Raw genomic sequence first — 13,838 nt, forward strand, 5'->3', positions numbered from 1 at the left:
GGCGGAATCCTGCGGATCTGACGGGCTCATTCTTCGTGCGCGCCAGACGGTCTCCTCGCGCCGAGAGCTGAGGGACGGACGAGATGGGTGACGAGCGACTGAGGGAGCTGCGCGAACTCTCGGCCGAAGTCCAGGCAGGAGGAGCAGGACTCGAGATGGGCATCGAGCCGCCGGACCTGCGCCGGGGTCAAGCGCCCGTACTGACCCTCGGAGACGACCTGGACGACCCAGAGGCACGTGGGGCTCGCGTCTGGACGGTCGCGCACCTCGTCGACCCACGCCGCCCGGAGGCGAGCCTGCGCCGTCTGGACCCGGGCCGCGCTCTGCTCGGGCGAGACCAGCGCGGTCAGGGCGATGTCGACGTCTGACGCGCCGTCGACGAACGCACGCCACAGCAGCATCTGGTCCATCCGGCTCAGCAGGGTGAACGCCCGGACGATCGGGGGCTCGTGGTGACGACGCCCCGCGAGCGCACGTGCGGTGAGCAGGACCGTCGTCTTGAGGTACAGGTCGAACTCGGACAGCGGGTCTGTCCCGTCGGTGATCTCGTGCAGGACCTGGGCGAAGGCGCTGCGGATGACGAGGTCGACGTCCGCACTCTCGTCGAGCAGCGAGGCGACGAGGGTGCGTGCCTCCTCCGAGTGCCGCCGCCACAGCACGAGCCCGGCGTCGCGGACGCCGGACCTGACCTCCTCGACGAGCTCTGTGTCCGAGTACATCTCGATGAAGGGGCTCACGGCTCGTCCTCGGGCTCTGGGCTGTCCGCGCGTCTGGGGTCGAAGAGGAACACGGCCAGGAGGAAGAGCGCGACACCCCCCGCCAGGACCAGGCCACCGGTGGTCTGGAGAACCATCGCGAGGCTGCCGAGCCCTGGGACGTGGCCCAGGTACCTGCCCACCGAGGTGACTGTGTACGGCTCAGGGTCGTCGACGGCGTTGGCGTCCCCTCGGAGCACGAGCTGGGTGGTCCCGTCGTCGCCCGGCTCGACGGACACCACTCGGTGGGTGATGAGACCGAGGTTGCGAGGCCGCTCGACGGTCACGATGTCGCCGACAGCCACCTCGTCGGCGGGCTGGGCCCTCGTGAACGCGACAGACCCGACGGGGACGGTCGGCTCCATCGACCCCGAGATCACGACGAGAGGCTTGACCCCGAAGACGAGCGAACCCGCGAAGACGAGGATGCAGACCACGCCCAGCCCGGCGAAGAGGGTCAGGAAGACCGACCTCGCTGCGGACCAGGTCGTGATCAGCCGGTCGCGCCCCGTGCGCTGCTTCGTCTGCGCACGGGGGCGACGCCGGCTCTCGTCGGTCGGGCTCAGCAGCGTCAGGAGGTCCTGCTCGGCGTGCTCGTCGTCCGGCCACAGGGTCGACGACGTGGCGCGACGACGGGTGCCTGGCGCGGCTCTGTGCCTCACGGCGCCACCGAGGTGGCGTCGAAGCGGAGCGCGAGCGCCGCCTGACCACCGTTGAACGCCTCGACACCCGGGACGTCGAGGTAGTCGATCGTGAGCGTGACCGCTCCCTCGCTGCCGACCTGCCCCGCGGTGTAGGCGTCGCCGGCCGACAGCTCGGCTGCTCCGCGCGGCGCGAGCAGGCCGAGGGTGGCTCGAGCGGCGTCCCAGGTGACGTCCGTGAAGAGCGCCGTCCCTGCCTGGTCGGTCGCGCTGAAACGCAAGAACGGGGTGATGTTGGGGATGCCGGCCGCGACGGTGCCGTCTCCGTTGCGGAGCACGACCTCTACCGTCGTGTCGGCGGCGAGGGTCGGGGTGTTGTTGAACACAGGGACCGTCGTGCTGACAGAGCCTCCAGGGACGAGGGTCTGCGCCCCGTCCACCACCCAGTCATAGCCTGCGTCGGTGTCGGCCTGCTCCACGGTCCCGTCCGGGAGGACTGCACCGATGTCGAAGGTGTACGGGAAGCCGATCCCCCCGCCGCCCAGGTTCAGGGTGGCCTGGTCGACGAATGCTGCGCTCGAGACGAGCGTCCCTGCGAGCAGGAGGACTCCTGCCGAGACGGCGAGACGTCGTCGGCCGCTCCGGTGCGATCTCTTGGTCGAGTCGTTCACTGCGCCACCACCCCGAGGTCGATGCTGCTGATCTGCCTGTTCGTCTGCTGCGTCCCGACAGGTGAGCCGAGCGCACCTGCGGGGTTGTAGCCCCGACCCCAGAAGCTCCCGTCGCTCCGCTGCCAGATGTAGTAGCCCTGACCGGACGCGTACTGGACGATGCCGGTGTCGATCATCGCGGGGGCCACGGGGAACTCGCCGTAGTCGTCGTCCGCGCCGTACCCCCAGAGCTGGTTCAGCGAGTCGACCATCGCGACGCCGGTGAAGCTGAACTGCATCGAGGTGATCCCTGAGAGCCCGGGGACCAGGGCCGGGGTGCGCGGGGCGCTGGGTGTGCCGGGCGATCGACCGCCGATGCGGTCGCTGGTGCTCCCCCAGCTGAGGACCTGCCCGTCGGAGAGGAGCGCGCCACCCATGTTGATGCCTCCGTCGATTGCGGTGATGTGCGGCTGGCCGGCAGCGACCGAGCCGCTCGCCCAGGGCGCCAGCGACGTGATCTGCTGGGGGACCGAGGCGACGTTCGCCAGCCCGGACGGCAGGCTGTTCCCACCCGTGCCTCCCCAGTACCAGACCTGCCCGTTCTCGAGGATGACGAAGAAGTTGGTGTAGGCCCCCTTGAGGTAGACCGGTCGGTTGCCGGGGACGGTCGGGTCGGGCATCCCGAGCAGCTGGCTGGCGCCGGTGCCGGCGTTGCCGCCGTAGCCCGTGCTGCCGCCCCAGTGCCAGATCGTCCCGTCGGCCCGGAGACCGGCGCCCGCGTACTCGGTCGACGAGATCGAGATGATCCCGTCGAGGATCGCGCCGGTCCCGTCCCAGGGCGTCCCGATGCGGACCTGGCGCGGGTTGGCGCCGGGCTTGGCGGCGTCCGTGCCGTCGCGACCGTTGTCGCTGCCCCAGCCCCACACCGAACCGGAGGTGTCGAGCGCGTTGGCGTTGTAGATGCCGCCGGTGACCTGCCGTACGGTCCCGGTGGGGATCGGCACACGCTGCGGGGCGCGCTGCGTCCCGGGGTCGGCCGCGCCGCCGTTGATCGACATGTCGGTCCGGCCCCAGACGTAGACGTCTCCTGAGGAGGAGAGCCCGAGCCCTGTGTCGACCATCCTGGAGTTTCGCGCCAGCCCGACCTGGAAGGTCGGGACGGGCACGGCCTCGAGGGAGTCGGTCCGTGCGTGCGCCTGGTCGCGGTAGGCCGCGCCTGTGGTCTGGACGAAGGTCGCGGTGAGGAGGACGGCGACGAGGCTGGCCAGGGCGACGGTCCTGCCGATCCGTCGGCGGGGGGTCTGGTCATGCATGGGTGTCTCTCCTTCTGCGGGTTGCGAGCATCGCCCACCCTGCGGCGAGCAGGACGGCGCCGGCGACGACGGCACCCAGGACCGTCGCTCCGGTGGTGGCCAGCCGTGAGGTCACGGCCTCTGTCAGGGCGGGGGCCGACGGTTCCCCAGCGGGTGGCTCGGCGCTCGCCTGGAACCTGAAGACGATCTGCCCGTCTGCACCCTGGTAGCTGTTCCCGGCGTCGACCGGCAGGGTGACGGTGCCTGCCAGGTGATAGCTGGCCCCGGCGCTCAGGTCGGGGAGGTCGAGTGTCCTCCCGAGCAGGTCGTCGGCGCGGGTGCTCTCGAGCACGGTCTGGCCGGCGTCGTCGGTCAGGGTGATCTCGACGGGCGTGGGTCCCGCGACCAGGGCGCCGCTCTGGTCCACGACTGTCAGACCGATGGGCACCGTGGTGTCGGTGGCGCTCAGGACCGAGAGGTCGAAAGATCTGGACTCTCCGGGGGCCGGTGACTCGATCACGACCTCGACAGGGTCTGCGTCGATCAGGTCGGCGGTCTCGGCGTGGGCCGGGACCGCAGGGATCAGCAGGAACGCTCCCGCCGCGAGGGCGCCCGCGGCTGACCGCAGGCTGCGTGGTGACGTCATCGGCTCTCCCCGTCCGTGAGGAGCCCGACCTGGGTGGTCTTGCCGGCGACGGCGGCTCCGGAGTTCTCGGCGATGACCATCGAGACGGTCACCGTGTGCTGCTCGCCCGGCTGGACGTCCTCGAAGCGGAGCGCGGCGTCCGTCACCTGCTGTGCTGTGGCGCCTGTGACAGCCGGGGTGGCCGAACCGTCGAGGTAGACGGTGAACCGCAGCAGGTCGAACAGGTCACCCGCTGCGGGGTCTGGGTCGTAGAGGGACAGGGTGAGGTCGCCGGCGATGCCCGGGTCCCTGTTGGTGACCGTGACGTCGAGGCTGACGGGGACGAGCTCGGAGAGCATGGTCCCCCCGGTGATCGGGAGGACGACCGCGTCGGCGGGTGCGGCGGCGTCCTGGAGGGCACCTGCCGCGTCGGAAACGGCGATGTCGAACCTGTCAGGGTTGCCGATCCCCGAGCCTGGCGTGCCGGTCCCGAGGTTGAGGGTCGCCTGGTCGACGTAGGCGGCTGCGGTCATGCCCGCTCCTGCGAGGGTCAGGGTGACGATGCCGGCCGCCAGGATCGTCCTGGTCCGGCCGGACCTCTGCTGCCGGGTCATGCGTTCACCGCCTCGAAGCTGAGCTGGATGTCGGTCGACGCCAGCTGCCACTCGTTCCCGACGGAGTCGGGCATCTCGATCTGGACGTCGAGCACCTTGGCCTCTCCTGAGGGCAGTGCGTCGACCCAGGTGTAGGTCGTCAGCTCCCCTGCGGGGACCTGGTCGAAGATGGTCTGGTCACCGTCGCGGACGGTGAAGACGAGCTGGTCGAACAGCTCGAGGTAGGTGCCGGCCGCCGGGTCGACGGCGGTGCCGCGGGGATCCGGGTCGAGGATCGTCAGGCTGAGCTGTGCCGCGAGGCGAGGGCTGGCGTCGCGCACCGCGACCCGGAGGTCGAGCGAGCCTCCAGGGACCATGACGTAGCCGCTGCCGTCGTCCGTGAGCTGGATCTCGAAGGCTGACGGGTTGCCCTGCACCCAGTCGGAGGCTCGGGGTTCCCAGCCGGGGGTGACGCTCCCCGTCGTCTGGATGTCGAAGGTGTTGCGCGACCCGTCCATCGAGAGCGTCACGTCAGCGCTGTCGGTGAGGGTTGCTGCGGTGATCAGCGCTCCGGCGGCGAGCAGCGCGCCGCTCGCGACGATCACTCGCGTCCGCCCGCTGCGTGAGGGGGTGGTCCTGCTGGTGTTCCCGTGCATCGGGCTGCTCTCTCGTGGGAGGGACGGGGACTGCGGCTGGGTGCGCCGTCGAAGCGCACCCAGCCTTCTGTCACGGCTGGACAGAGACGGCGTCGAAGTGCGCCTGGACGTAGGAGACCTGCCCCTGGAGGGCGTTGTTCGCGTCGCCGCTGCCCTGGTCGGGGAGAGTGATCGAGATGGTCAGCTCACCGGAGTCGCCGGTCGGGTAGTCGCCGAGGTCGAGGTCCGCGACGGCGGCCTGCGTGGCGTCGGTGACGAGCGGTGCGCCGTCGAGCGAGACCGTGTAGCGCAGGGCGTCGGCGATCGTCGCGTCCGAGGTGAAGCCCGGACGGTCCTGGAGCGAGAAGGCGATGTCCGCGGTGAGGACAGGGCTCTCGTTCCGGAACGGGATCGAGACGGAGACCGTGTCGCCGGGGGTGATGAGGTCCGCCCCGGGCACGTTGATGTTGACGCCCTCGGCTGTGGCCGCCTCCTGCCACGTCCCGGCGACAGGGTTCCCGGCGGCGTCGGTGCCGACCACCTGGATGTTGAACCGGTTGTTGCCACCGACACCGGAGTCGTCGGTCCCGTTGCCGAGGTTGAGGTTGGCGAAGTCGGTGAAGGCCGCTGCGGTGACCAGTGCAGCGATGCCGGCGACGGATCCTGCCGCGAGGTACATGCGCTTGCGGCCGTTCGGGGGGGTGGTGCTCACGATGAGCTCCTTGCTCCGCCTGTCGGGGCGGCGTGGAGGTAGGCGCTGGCTGCAGCGCCCCACGGACACGTGGTTGTGTGCCGTGCACATCTATGAGTCCTCGGTCGGGTCCTTGTCACGAGGTTCGTGCAGACTTCTTCGTCATGGGCGCCAGCCTGGTCCGGCGCGGCCGCCCGGCCGGCTCCCTGGATCACCGGTCGCTCACGCGGTCTCGTCCCCTGCTGACTCGGCGCAGCCAGGGTCGCGGCGACGTCCTCGGTGCCGGGCCGCAGCGTCTCGGGGTGGCTGGTGCGACGCTCGTCGGGCAGGGAGCGGCAGGCTGAGGGGAGGAAGGCCCGGGTGCCCGTGGTGCATCCCCCCAGGGGCACCGGGAAGGTGTCGACCAGCTCGAGAAGCATGTTGCCTCCAGGGGCGACGATCAGTCGTCCGCGACTGGCAGAGGTGCAGGGTTCCCTGCTCACCCGTGCGGGCTGTCGTCCGTGCGTCGACTGTAGCGCTGCGGTGGATCGCTGTCGCCGACGGCCGTCTCGACGGTCTGCGGGGCCTCGCGACAGGCTCGTCGTGACCTGGCTCACGCACCTCCCGAGAGGTAGGACGCGCGCCTGAAAGTCCAGCGGTCGCGAGCATGATCATCCCCACGCCCTCGTGGGGGTGCTCCGGGGCGCGGGAGCGGCTAAGTTCTCAGGGCTGCCCTGTGCCGGTCCTTCGGACTGTGCCACCGCTCGCACCGCGAGCCGGACTACGGCGCACCCTCTGCTCATCCGTCGCTCTGACGTCGACGGCTCTTCGTCTCCACCCTCCGCGACGTCGCGACCGCAGCCGAGCGCTGCGTGCCGTGCGCCCACCCGAACGGAACACATGTCTTCGCACACCCCTCGCAGAGACTGGATCGTGCTCGCCATCGTGGCGCTCGTCCAGCTCGTCGTCGTCCTCGACGGCACCATCGTCACCATCGCTCTGCCCCAGGCCCAGACGGACCTCGGCCTCTCGGACGGCGAGCGCTCGTGGGTCGTGACGGCCTACGCCCTCGCCTTCGGCGGTCTGCTGCTGCTCGGCGGGCGCCTGGTCAACTACCTCGGCCTCAAGAAGGCCTTCATGATCGGGATCGTCGGCTTCGCGATCGCCTCCGGCTTCGGCGGCGTCGTGCAGAACGGCACCGAGCTGATCATCGCCCGTGGTCTCCAGGGCGTCTTCGCGGCCCTCCTCGCACCGGCCGCCCTCGCGATCCTCACGATCACCTTCACCTCGGGGCGCGAGCGCAACATCGCCTTCGCGGTCTTCGGGACCGTCGCGGGTGTCGGTGCCGCTGTCGGCCTGCTGCTCGGCGGACTGCTGACCGAGTACGCGACGTGGCGCTGGTGCCTGCTCATCAACGTGCCGATCGCCGTGGTGATCGTCGTGGCCGGCTCGACCTCGCTGCGCCACTCCCCGCCGGACCGTGAGAACCCCATCGACGGCTGGGGTGCGCTGCTCGTCGTCCTGGGTCTCGGTGCTGTCGTCTTCGGTCTGACCGAGGCCGAGAAGAGCTGGACCTCGCCCCAGGTGATCGTCTCGCTGGTCCTCGGTGTCCTCCTCGTGGCGGCCTTCGTCGTCACGCAGGCCCGTCGTGCCCACCCGCTGCTGCCGCTGCGCGTCGTCACGCACCGCGTGCGCGGCACGGCCTTCGCGATCCAGGCGATCGCCGGTGCCGTGATGATCGGCTCGATGCTCTACCTCACGCTGCACCTGCAGATCGTGCTGGGCATGAAGCCCTTCGAGGCGGGTCTGGCGACCCTGCCGCAGACCGTGCTCATCATGGTCGTCGCCGGAGTCGGCTCGCGGTACCTCGAGGCCATCGGCCCCAAGCCCTTCCTCGTGCTCGGCCCGGTCCTCACCGCGGCTGGTCTGTTCTGGCTGTCCTTCATCACCGTGGGCGGCAGCTACGCCACGCACGTCCTGCCGGGCCTCGCCCTCACGGGTATCGGCATGGGCATGGTGTTCCTGCCGCTGCAGAACGTCGCGCTGCGCGGCGTCAGCCCGCAGGACGCCGGTGTCGCCGGTGCGCTCTCGACCGCGTCGATGCAGATCGGCGGGTCTGTCGGCCTGGCCGTCTGGACGACCGTCGCCGCCGGTGCGACCGGCAGCGCCATGACCATCGACGCGATGGTCGACGGCTACGGCGCGGTGTTCCTGGGCAGCGCGCTGCTCATGCTCGTGGGCGGGATCATCGCGCTCGTCGCGCTGCCCCAGCACGACCGCGCAGCCGTGGCCGCCGAGGAGAAGGTCATGGTCCCGACGGGGCACTGACAGCGCTGACGTCGCTGACGTCGCTGACGCAGGATCACGAGAGGGCAGGTGCCGTGCGCACCTGCCCTCTCGTCGTCCGTCCTGACGAGCGGACGGCGTCCTCAGGTCGTCTGCCGTGCCAGGCTCGCCAGCCCGCGGTCGACGAGGGAGACCATCCACGCGAAGCTCTCGTCGACGTCGGTGTCCAGCTGGAAGCCGCCCGAGCCCTCGATGTCCGCGAAGCCGTGCAGGACGCTGCGCAGCAGGCGCAGCGCGTGGATCTCCTGCGCGGGGTCGATCTCGTAGCCGTGGAGGACCGCGGCGAGGGAGGCGAGCAACCGGGTGCTGGCCGCGACGAAGGGGTCCTCGGGGTCGGTCGACCGGGCGCTGTTGGCGGCGTCGTAGCGCCCGGGGTGCTCGCGGGCGAAGGTCCTCATGGCGTTCGCTGCCGCGGCGAGGGCGTCGGTGCCCGAGCGTCCCTGGGTCGCGTCGCGGACGGCGTCGGCCACCTCGTCTGCTCCGAGGACGGCGATCCTGTGGAGCAGGTCGGCCTGGCCGCTCACGTGCTTGTAGAGCGAGGGTGTCTTGACGCCGAGCCGCTCGGCGAGCAGACCCATGCTGAGCCCGGCGAGGCCCACCTCGTCGGCGAGCACGGCGCCCGCCTCGGTCACCGAGGCCGGGGTCAGGGTGGCCCTAGCCACGGGTCAGCGTCCTGGCGAGGAACGGCAGGGTGAGCGTGAGGACCTCGTCGGGGGTCTCGGTGTGGGGGTAGTGGCCGGCGCCCTCGATCACGGCGAGCTCGCCGAGGCCCTCAGGCAGGTCGGCGAGGATGCGCTCGCCCTCGGCGCGCGGGTCGGTCCAGTCGGGGTCGGCGCTGCCCTCGACCACGAGCACCTGGCAGCGGACGTTCGCGAGCTGTGCGCCGGCGTCGGCGGGGGAGGTCTGGCACATCTTCTGGAGCACCTTCATGCGACCAGCCTCGCTCATCGTCGCGACGGTCCGCGCCAGCTCGGCGTCCCAGTCGGCGGGCTTGGTCGGGACGGCGAGGTCGAGATACCGGGTCCAGGCGGGCAGGCTGCCTGTCGCGAGCACCTGGGCGAGCCGGGTGAAGCCCTTGCGGTAGCTGGGGGAGCGCAGGAGGCCGGAGACATCGAGCATCGGCTGCTTGCGGGTGAAGGGTGCGAGCTCGACCACGCCGACGACGAGCTCGGGTGCTGTCGCGGCGGCGATGGTCGCCGCCCCGCCGCTGATCGACTGGCCGACGACCACGGCGGGCCCGCCGAGGTGGCGGATCAGCGCGACGAGGTCGCCGGCGATGTCGGTGCGGCTGTAGCCGTCCCACTCGACGCTCGACTCGCCGCAGCCGCGGATGTCGACGTTCGCGACCCTGTACCCGGCGGCGACCAGCCCGGGGACGAGGAACCTGTAGGACCGCCGGGTGTCGCCCATCCCATGGGCGAGGACGACGAGCGGTCCCTCGCCCACGAGGTCGTAGGCGAGGGTGCTGGTGCCGATGCTCAGGTGCTGGGTCATGACGTCCTCCGGACGGTGGCTAATGCTCTTAGCCTGAGGCTAATAGCGTTAGCCGAAGGCGTCAACCCCTCACGCGATGACACCGATACCCGCCCCGCCCTGCCCCGCCTCGGCCTCGTGCGGGGCGGGGAGGGGCGCCGGACGACGGCCCAGGGCTTCTGCGACGCCCGGGAGCGCTGAGACCGGTCAGGCGGCGTCGGTGCTCTCGACGTCCACGACCCAGGTCACGCCGAACCTGTCGGTGAGCATGCCGAATCCCGCGCTCCAGGCCGACGCCGCGAAGGGCTCGACGACCACGGCCCCGTCGGCGAGGGCCTCCCAGCGGCGGGCGGTCTCGTCGAAGGACGTGCCGCGCACCGACAGGAAGAAGGGGCTGTCGGTCACTGTCGTGCCGTTCTCACGCCGGGTCGTGCTCGCGACGGCCTCGGTCTGGCCCGGGACGTCGTAGGCCATCACGCTGAAGCCGTCGTCCGAGCTGAGCCGACCGAAGACGACCTTGCCGGTGTCGGGCAGACCGGCGGGCATCCCGAGGTCGCCGTAGGTGGTCGTCTGCACCTGGCCCCCGAACACCGACTGGTAGAAGTCCAGCGCCGCGCGGGCCGTGCCGGGGAAGTTGAGGTGGGTCGTGGTCGTGAAGGTCATCGGGTGTCCTCTGGTTCGAGCCTGGAGAGCGGGCGGAGCGCCGCACGGGAGAGATCCTGCCCGGGGTAGAGGACAGATCGTGTCCGCTGCCTGCGGGAGGATGAGACCTATGACCGGACCGTCCTCCCGCATGCTCACGCTGCTGTCCCTGCTCCAGGCCCGCCGCGACTGGCCTGGGGTCGCACTGGCTGGGCGGCTCGGGGTGACCACCCGCACGGTCCGGCGCGACGTCGACAGGCTCCGCGAGCTCGGCTACCAGATCAGTGCCGTGAAGGGTCCGGACGGGGGCTACAGGCTCGCGGCGGGTTCCGAGCTGCCCCCGCTGCTGTTCGACGACGAGCAGGCCGTCGCCCTGGCTGTCGCGCTCCAGCACGCGCCGTCGAGCGGGGTCGACATCGACGAGGCCGCGGCACGGGCGCTCGCGACGGTCCGGCAGGTCATGCCCTCACGGCTGCGGCACCGGGTCGACGGGGTCCAGTTCTCCGGGGCCGGGGCCGGGGCCGGGAGCCGCGTGCTGGTCGACCCCGGTGTGCTCGAGGCCGTGAGCGAGGCGGTCCGGCTGCGCAGGGTGCTGCGCTTCGACTACAAGACCCGTCCAGCGGGCGAGCCTGGGGCCGGGACCGAGCCCGGTCCCGTGAGCCAGACCGGCGCTGTGACCGGGGCCGGCGCTGTGACCGGGACGGGCGCTGTGACCGGGACGGATGCGGTGAGCCAGACAACCCCAGCCCCGGCGCGCCGCGTAGAACCCCACGGCCTCGTCGCCCGCACCGGCCTCTGGTACCTCGTGGCCTACGACCTCGACCGCGACGACTGGCGGATCTTCCGCCTCGACAGGCTGGCACCCCGCACCCCAGCCGGGGCGGTCTTCACCCCGCGCCCCATCCCGACCGGCGACCCTGTCACCTTCCTCGCCGCCCGCGCCAAGGGTGCGACTGAGGCTGACCTGTGGCCGTGCGTCGGACAGGTCGAGATCGACCTCCCAGCAGCCGAGGTGCTGCCGTGGGCGCGGGACTGGCGGGTCGAGCCGGTCTCCGCGCAGGCGTGCCGGGTCACCGCAGGGTCGTGGTCGTGGCACGGGCTGCTCGCCGACCTCCTCCGCCTCGACGCACCCTTCCGTGTCGTCGGACCGGCTGCTCTCGCAGACGAGGCTGATGCCGTCGCTGGGCGGCTCAGTCGCGCGGTGGTGCGGTGAGCTCTTCGGCGTAGGCCGTGACCGACCGCCCGTACTCGGGGAGCGTCGGTGCGAGGGCGAGCAGCGCCACCCGGAGAGCCTCGTCGGGTCGTCCGGCGTCGCGCAGCGCGAGCGCGAGGAAGGCCTGCGGTGCTGCGCCCAGGCTCGGTTCGTCGACCGTGCGCAAGAGGTCGACCGCGGCCTCGGGCTCGCCGACGTTGCGCAACGAGCTTGCGAGCTGCACCACGGCGCGCGGGGCACGGTCGCCGCTCAGCCCACGGTCGAGCGCTGCCCTGTAGAGCGGGACGGCCTCGGTCTCGAGACCGAGGAAGTCGTGCACGGACGCCCACTCGTAGAGGGCGTCGGGGTCTTCTGCGCCGCGCTCGGCGACCAGCTCGCGCATGGCGTCGAGCGCCTGCTCGGGGTGCTCGTCGTCCGCCGCTGCCCAGTACTCGTCGACCCGCTGGTCCCAGGAGATGTCCATCAGACCATCCTCGCAGCGCGGCTGGGCGCGGCGCACGCTGCTGACCGGGCCTCGCGCCTACGTGCGCGAGCGGACCGGCCGAGCGCGGCTCCCTCAGACGAGCGGGTTGAGCCGCTGGAACAGCACGTGGTCCTCCCAGCGCCCCGCGATCTTGAGGTAGCCCGGCGCGAGGCCGTACTGCTTGAAGCCAGCCCGCCCGAGCACCCCCTGCGAGGCGGAGTTCGAGCGCAGCGTGCCCGCCTCCACCCTGTGCAGGCCCATCTCGTCGAAGGCGATGTGGACGGCGGCCTCGACGGCCTCGGTGGCGAGCCCCTGGCCTGTTCTGTCTTCGGAGAGCCAGTACCCCATGCTGCACGAGAGGAACGGCCCGCGGACGATCCCGCTGAGGGTCAGGCGACCGGCGACCTCACCGTCGTGGTCGAGCACGACCAAGGGGAGGGACTCGCCGCGCTCGTGCCGCTCGAGGGCCGTCGTGATGTCTGCGCGCTGGCCGACCACCGTGAAGTACGTGTCCTCGCGGACAGGTTCCCAGGGTGCCAGGAAGGCACGGTTGCGCGTCTGGAGCTCGGCGATCACGGTGGCATCTTCGGGGGTGACGAGGCGGGTGCGAGACGACATGCCTGCGAGGGTGCCACCTGCGGGCGGAGAACTCCGACGTCTTCGGCGCGACGCGCCCAGGGCGATGTCAGCGAGGCTCGAGCAGCCACCTGTCCACGGTCACGCGGACCAGCACCCTGGCACCGTCGGTCGCCGGGTCGGCGGCGTCCCACCCGTACTTCGCGGCGAGCGACGCCACGACGTCTGGCCGGGCGCCGACGTCGACGAGCTCGGCCGTCCCCTGTCCGACCAGCCCGCCGTCGGGCTCGGTCCCGGCGATCGCGACGCTGACCCGCGGGTCCCTGCGCAGCAGGCTCGCCTTGCGGGATCCCGTCGTGATGGACAGCCAGAGGTCGCCCTGGACGTGGACGAACCAGACAGGGGTCGTGTGGGGAGGTCCGTCGGGCCGGTTGGCGGACAACCACAGGTGGAGGGACTGGTCGAGGAGGTCGTCTCTGTGCACAGACCAAGTCTCCCCGACCTGCACCGCCCGGAGGGGTGTGGTGGACTCGGAGGATGAACACGACACCACGCACTGTCCTGTCCATCGCCGTCCTGGGCACAGGCCTCGCCCTCGCCGGGTGCTCGTCCGACTCGGACGGAGGCACCGCGACGACGGCCTCGCCTGCCTCCGAGCCGGCCACCACCTCGGCCGAGACCTCAGAGCCTGCCGCCCCGGAGACTGCGACCACCGACCCCGCCGAGAGCACCGACGACGGTGCCCTCATGGACGGCAACCAGCCCGTGGACATCCAGTCCTACGCCGGGACCTATCTCGCGCCCACGGTCGAGGGCGGCGTCGCCCTCGTGCCGGACCCCGCGGCCAACGAGGTGCCCGCACAGTGGGTCGTCACGCCGCTCCCGTCGGGCGGCACGGGCTACCAGATCGTCACTGTCGCCGAGACCGACGGTGAGCCCAGCTGCCTCGCCGTCGCGATGGACGCCGACCCGTCGCTCGCGAGCTGTGACGAGCAGGACCCCGACCAGGTCTTCGTGGTCTCGCCGCTCGACAGCCCCGAGCAGGTGGGGCTGACCACCGCCGCCGGGTACCTCGGTGTCGACACCGAGAGCGGCAACCTCGCCGTCTACGACACCGGTGACCAGCTGAGCAGCACCTTCACCCTCGTCCCGCAGGGCTAGGGCCCCTCTCGGCGTGCGGTCTAGAGGGCGAGCTCATCATCGCTCGTGAGTGTGCTCGGATCCGGTCCCCGGGCACTCACACGCTCACCTAGACCGCTGCCGG

General features: G+C 71.3%; 17 protein-coding genes. 3 read left to right on the forward strand and 14 right to left on the reverse strand.

Going from position 1 to position 13,838, the window contains the following annotated elements:
* Nucleotides 1-26: 26 nt before the first annotated feature.
* The 8 genes from ASG53_RS14510 to ASG53_RS14545 form a co-directional block, all read right to left on the reverse strand.
* Nucleotides 27-737 carry a zf-HC2 domain-containing protein gene (locus ASG53_RS14510; RefSeq protein ID WP_056134910.1) on the reverse strand — a complete coding sequence of 237 codons (711 nt, stop codon included), beginning with the start codon at nucleotides 735-737 and terminating at the stop codon, nucleotides 27-29.
* Entirely contained in the window at nucleotides 734-1,417 is a 684-nt protein-coding gene (locus ASG53_RS20000; protein WP_056134913.1) for a signal peptidase I, read from the reverse strand. Before ASG53_RS20000 ends, ASG53_RS14510 begins: the two co-directional genes overlap by 4 nt.
* Nucleotides 1,414-2,067, reverse strand: coding sequence for a hypothetical protein (locus tag ASG53_RS20005; RefSeq protein WP_056134916.1), 654 nt, complete (start codon nucleotides 2,065-2,067; stop codon nucleotides 1,414-1,416). Before ASG53_RS20005 ends, ASG53_RS20000 begins: the two co-directional genes overlap by 4 nt.
* The gene (locus ASG53_RS14525) at nucleotides 2,064-3,359 is read right to left on the reverse strand and encodes an RCC1 domain-containing protein (RefSeq protein WP_056134919.1); all 1,296 of its coding nucleotides are present in this window, start codon (nucleotides 3,357-3,359) and stop codon (nucleotides 2,064-2,066) included. Before ASG53_RS14525 ends, ASG53_RS20005 begins: the two co-directional genes overlap by 4 nt.
* Entirely contained in the window at nucleotides 3,352-3,984 is a 633-nt protein-coding gene (locus ASG53_RS14530; RefSeq protein ID WP_056134923.1) for an LPXTG cell wall anchor domain-containing protein, read from the reverse strand. Before ASG53_RS14530 ends, ASG53_RS14525 begins: the two co-directional genes overlap by 8 nt.
* A complete protein-coding gene (locus ASG53_RS14535; RefSeq protein WP_056134927.1) occupies nucleotides 3,981-4,577 on the reverse strand; it encodes a hypothetical protein in 597 nt (198 codons plus the stop codon). The genes ASG53_RS14530 and ASG53_RS14535 overlap by 4 nt, the downstream gene beginning before the upstream one ends.
* On the reverse strand, nucleotides 4,574-5,212 hold the full coding sequence (locus tag ASG53_RS14540) for a hypothetical protein (protein ID WP_156382823.1): 639 nt from the start codon (nucleotides 5,210-5,212) through the stop codon (nucleotides 4,574-4,576). Before ASG53_RS14540 ends, ASG53_RS14535 begins: the two co-directional genes overlap by 4 nt.
* A 70-nt stretch (nucleotides 5,213-5,282) precedes the next feature.
* Nucleotides 5,283-5,903, reverse strand: a complete 621-nt coding sequence (locus ASG53_RS14545; RefSeq protein WP_056134932.1) for a hypothetical protein — start codon at nucleotides 5,901-5,903, stop codon at nucleotides 5,283-5,285.
* Between the two features lie 891 nt (nucleotides 5,904-6,794).
* On the opposite strand from ASG53_RS14545, the gene ASG53_RS14555 reads away from it, so the two are divergent.
* Nucleotides 6,795-8,189, forward strand: a complete 1,395-nt coding sequence (locus tag ASG53_RS14555; protein ID WP_235533951.1) for an MFS transporter — start codon at nucleotides 6,795-6,797, stop codon at nucleotides 8,187-8,189.
* Between the two features lie 101 nt (nucleotides 8,190-8,290).
* Here ASG53_RS14555 and ASG53_RS14560 read toward each other — a convergent pair whose 3' ends face one another.
* The 3 genes from ASG53_RS14560 to ASG53_RS14570 all read right to left on the reverse strand — a co-directional run bounded on the left by ASG53_RS14560 (nucleotide 8,291) and on the right by ASG53_RS14570 (nucleotide 10,343).
* Nucleotides 8,291-8,869, reverse strand: coding sequence for a TetR/AcrR family transcriptional regulator (locus ASG53_RS14560; RefSeq protein ID WP_056134940.1), 579 nt, complete (start codon nucleotides 8,867-8,869; stop codon nucleotides 8,291-8,293).
* The gene (locus ASG53_RS14565; protein ID WP_056134943.1) at nucleotides 8,862-9,701 is read right to left on the reverse strand and encodes an alpha/beta fold hydrolase; all 840 of its coding nucleotides are present in this window, start codon (nucleotides 9,699-9,701) and stop codon (nucleotides 8,862-8,864) included. The genes ASG53_RS14560 and ASG53_RS14565 overlap by 8 nt, the downstream gene beginning before the upstream one ends.
* Nucleotides 9,702-9,887: 186 nt before the next feature.
* A complete protein-coding gene (locus tag ASG53_RS14570) occupies nucleotides 9,888-10,343 on the reverse strand; it encodes a VOC family protein (protein ID WP_056134946.1) in 456 nt (151 codons plus the stop codon).
* A gap of 109 nt (nucleotides 10,344-10,452) precedes the next feature.
* Here ASG53_RS14570 and ASG53_RS14575 point away from each other — a divergent pair, with 109 nt between their 5' ends.
* Nucleotides 10,453-11,535, forward strand: coding sequence for a helix-turn-helix transcriptional regulator (locus tag ASG53_RS14575; RefSeq protein ID WP_056134951.1), 1,083 nt, complete (start codon nucleotides 10,453-10,455; stop codon nucleotides 11,533-11,535).
* On the opposite strand, the gene ASG53_RS14580 is transcribed toward ASG53_RS14575, so the two are convergent.
* From ASG53_RS14580 to ASG53_RS14590, 3 genes are all read right to left on the reverse strand, one after another.
* Nucleotides 11,513-11,998 carry a tetratricopeptide repeat protein gene (locus ASG53_RS14580; protein ID WP_056134954.1) on the reverse strand — a complete coding sequence of 162 codons (486 nt, stop codon included), beginning with the start codon at nucleotides 11,996-11,998 and terminating at the stop codon, nucleotides 11,513-11,515. The two genes, ASG53_RS14575 and ASG53_RS14580, sit on opposite strands and share 23 nt — an antisense overlap.
* Before the next feature lie 93 nt (nucleotides 11,999-12,091).
* Nucleotides 12,092-12,616 carry a GNAT family N-acetyltransferase gene (locus tag ASG53_RS14585; protein ID WP_056134957.1) on the reverse strand — a complete coding sequence of 175 codons (525 nt, stop codon included), beginning with the start codon at nucleotides 12,614-12,616 and terminating at the stop codon, nucleotides 12,092-12,094.
* A gap of 67 nt (nucleotides 12,617-12,683) precedes the next feature.
* A complete protein-coding gene (locus ASG53_RS14590) occupies nucleotides 12,684-13,058 on the reverse strand; it encodes a pyridoxamine 5'-phosphate oxidase family protein (RefSeq protein ID WP_162246154.1) in 375 nt (124 codons plus the stop codon).
* A 53-nt stretch (nucleotides 13,059-13,111) separates the two neighbouring features.
* On the opposite strand from ASG53_RS14590, the gene ASG53_RS14595 reads away from it, so the two are divergent.
* Complete coding sequence (locus tag ASG53_RS14595; RefSeq protein WP_056134962.1) at nucleotides 13,112-13,735, forward strand: hypothetical protein; 624 nt, start codon at nucleotides 13,112-13,114, stop codon at nucleotides 13,733-13,735.
* Nucleotides 13,736-13,838 lie beyond the last annotated feature (103 nt).

It is taken from the genome of Sanguibacter sp. Leaf3 (genome assembly GCF_001425965.1).
GTDB classification, from domain to species: domain Bacteria; phylum Actinomycetota; class Actinomycetes; order Actinomycetales; family Cellulomonadaceae; genus Sanguibacter; species Sanguibacter inulinus.

Bases quoted from the DNA above. Each gene is read 5' to 3' on its own strand.
- ASG53_RS14525 (WP_056134919.1), bottom strand. From the start codon at position 3,359: ATGCATGACCAGACCCCCCGCCGACGGATCGGCAGGACCGTCGCCCTG.
- ASG53_RS14530 (WP_056134923.1), bottom strand. From the start codon at position 3,984: ATGACGTCACCACGCAGCCTGCGGTCAGCCGCGGGCGCCCTCGCGGCG.
- ASG53_RS14535 (WP_056134927.1), bottom strand. From the start codon at position 4,577: ATGACCCGGCAGCAGAGGTCCGGCCGGACCAGGACGATCCTGGCGGCC.
- ASG53_RS14540 (WP_156382823.1), bottom strand. From the start codon at position 5,212: ATGCACGGGAACACCAGCAGGACCACCCCCTCACGCAGCGGGCGGACG.
- ASG53_RS14565 (WP_056134943.1), bottom strand. From the start codon at position 9,701: ATGACCCAGCACCTGAGCATCGGCACCAGCACCCTCGCCTACGACCTC.
- ASG53_RS14570 (WP_056134946.1), bottom strand. From the start codon at position 10,343: ATGACCTTCACGACCACGACCCACCTCAACTTCCCCGGCACGGCCCGC.
- ASG53_RS14575 (WP_056134951.1), top strand. From the start codon at position 10,453: ATGACCGGACCGTCCTCCCGCATGCTCACGCTGCTGTCCCTGCTCCAG.
- ASG53_RS14580 (WP_056134954.1), bottom strand. From the start codon at position 11,998: ATGGACATCTCCTGGGACCAGCGGGTCGACGAGTACTGGGCAGCGGCG.
- ASG53_RS14585 (WP_056134957.1), bottom strand. From the start codon at position 12,616: ATGTCGTCTCGCACCCGCCTCGTCACCCCCGAAGATGCCACCGTGATC.
- ASG53_RS14595 (WP_056134962.1), top strand. From the start codon at position 13,112: ATGAACACGACACCACGCACTGTCCTGTCCATCGCCGTCCTGGGCACA.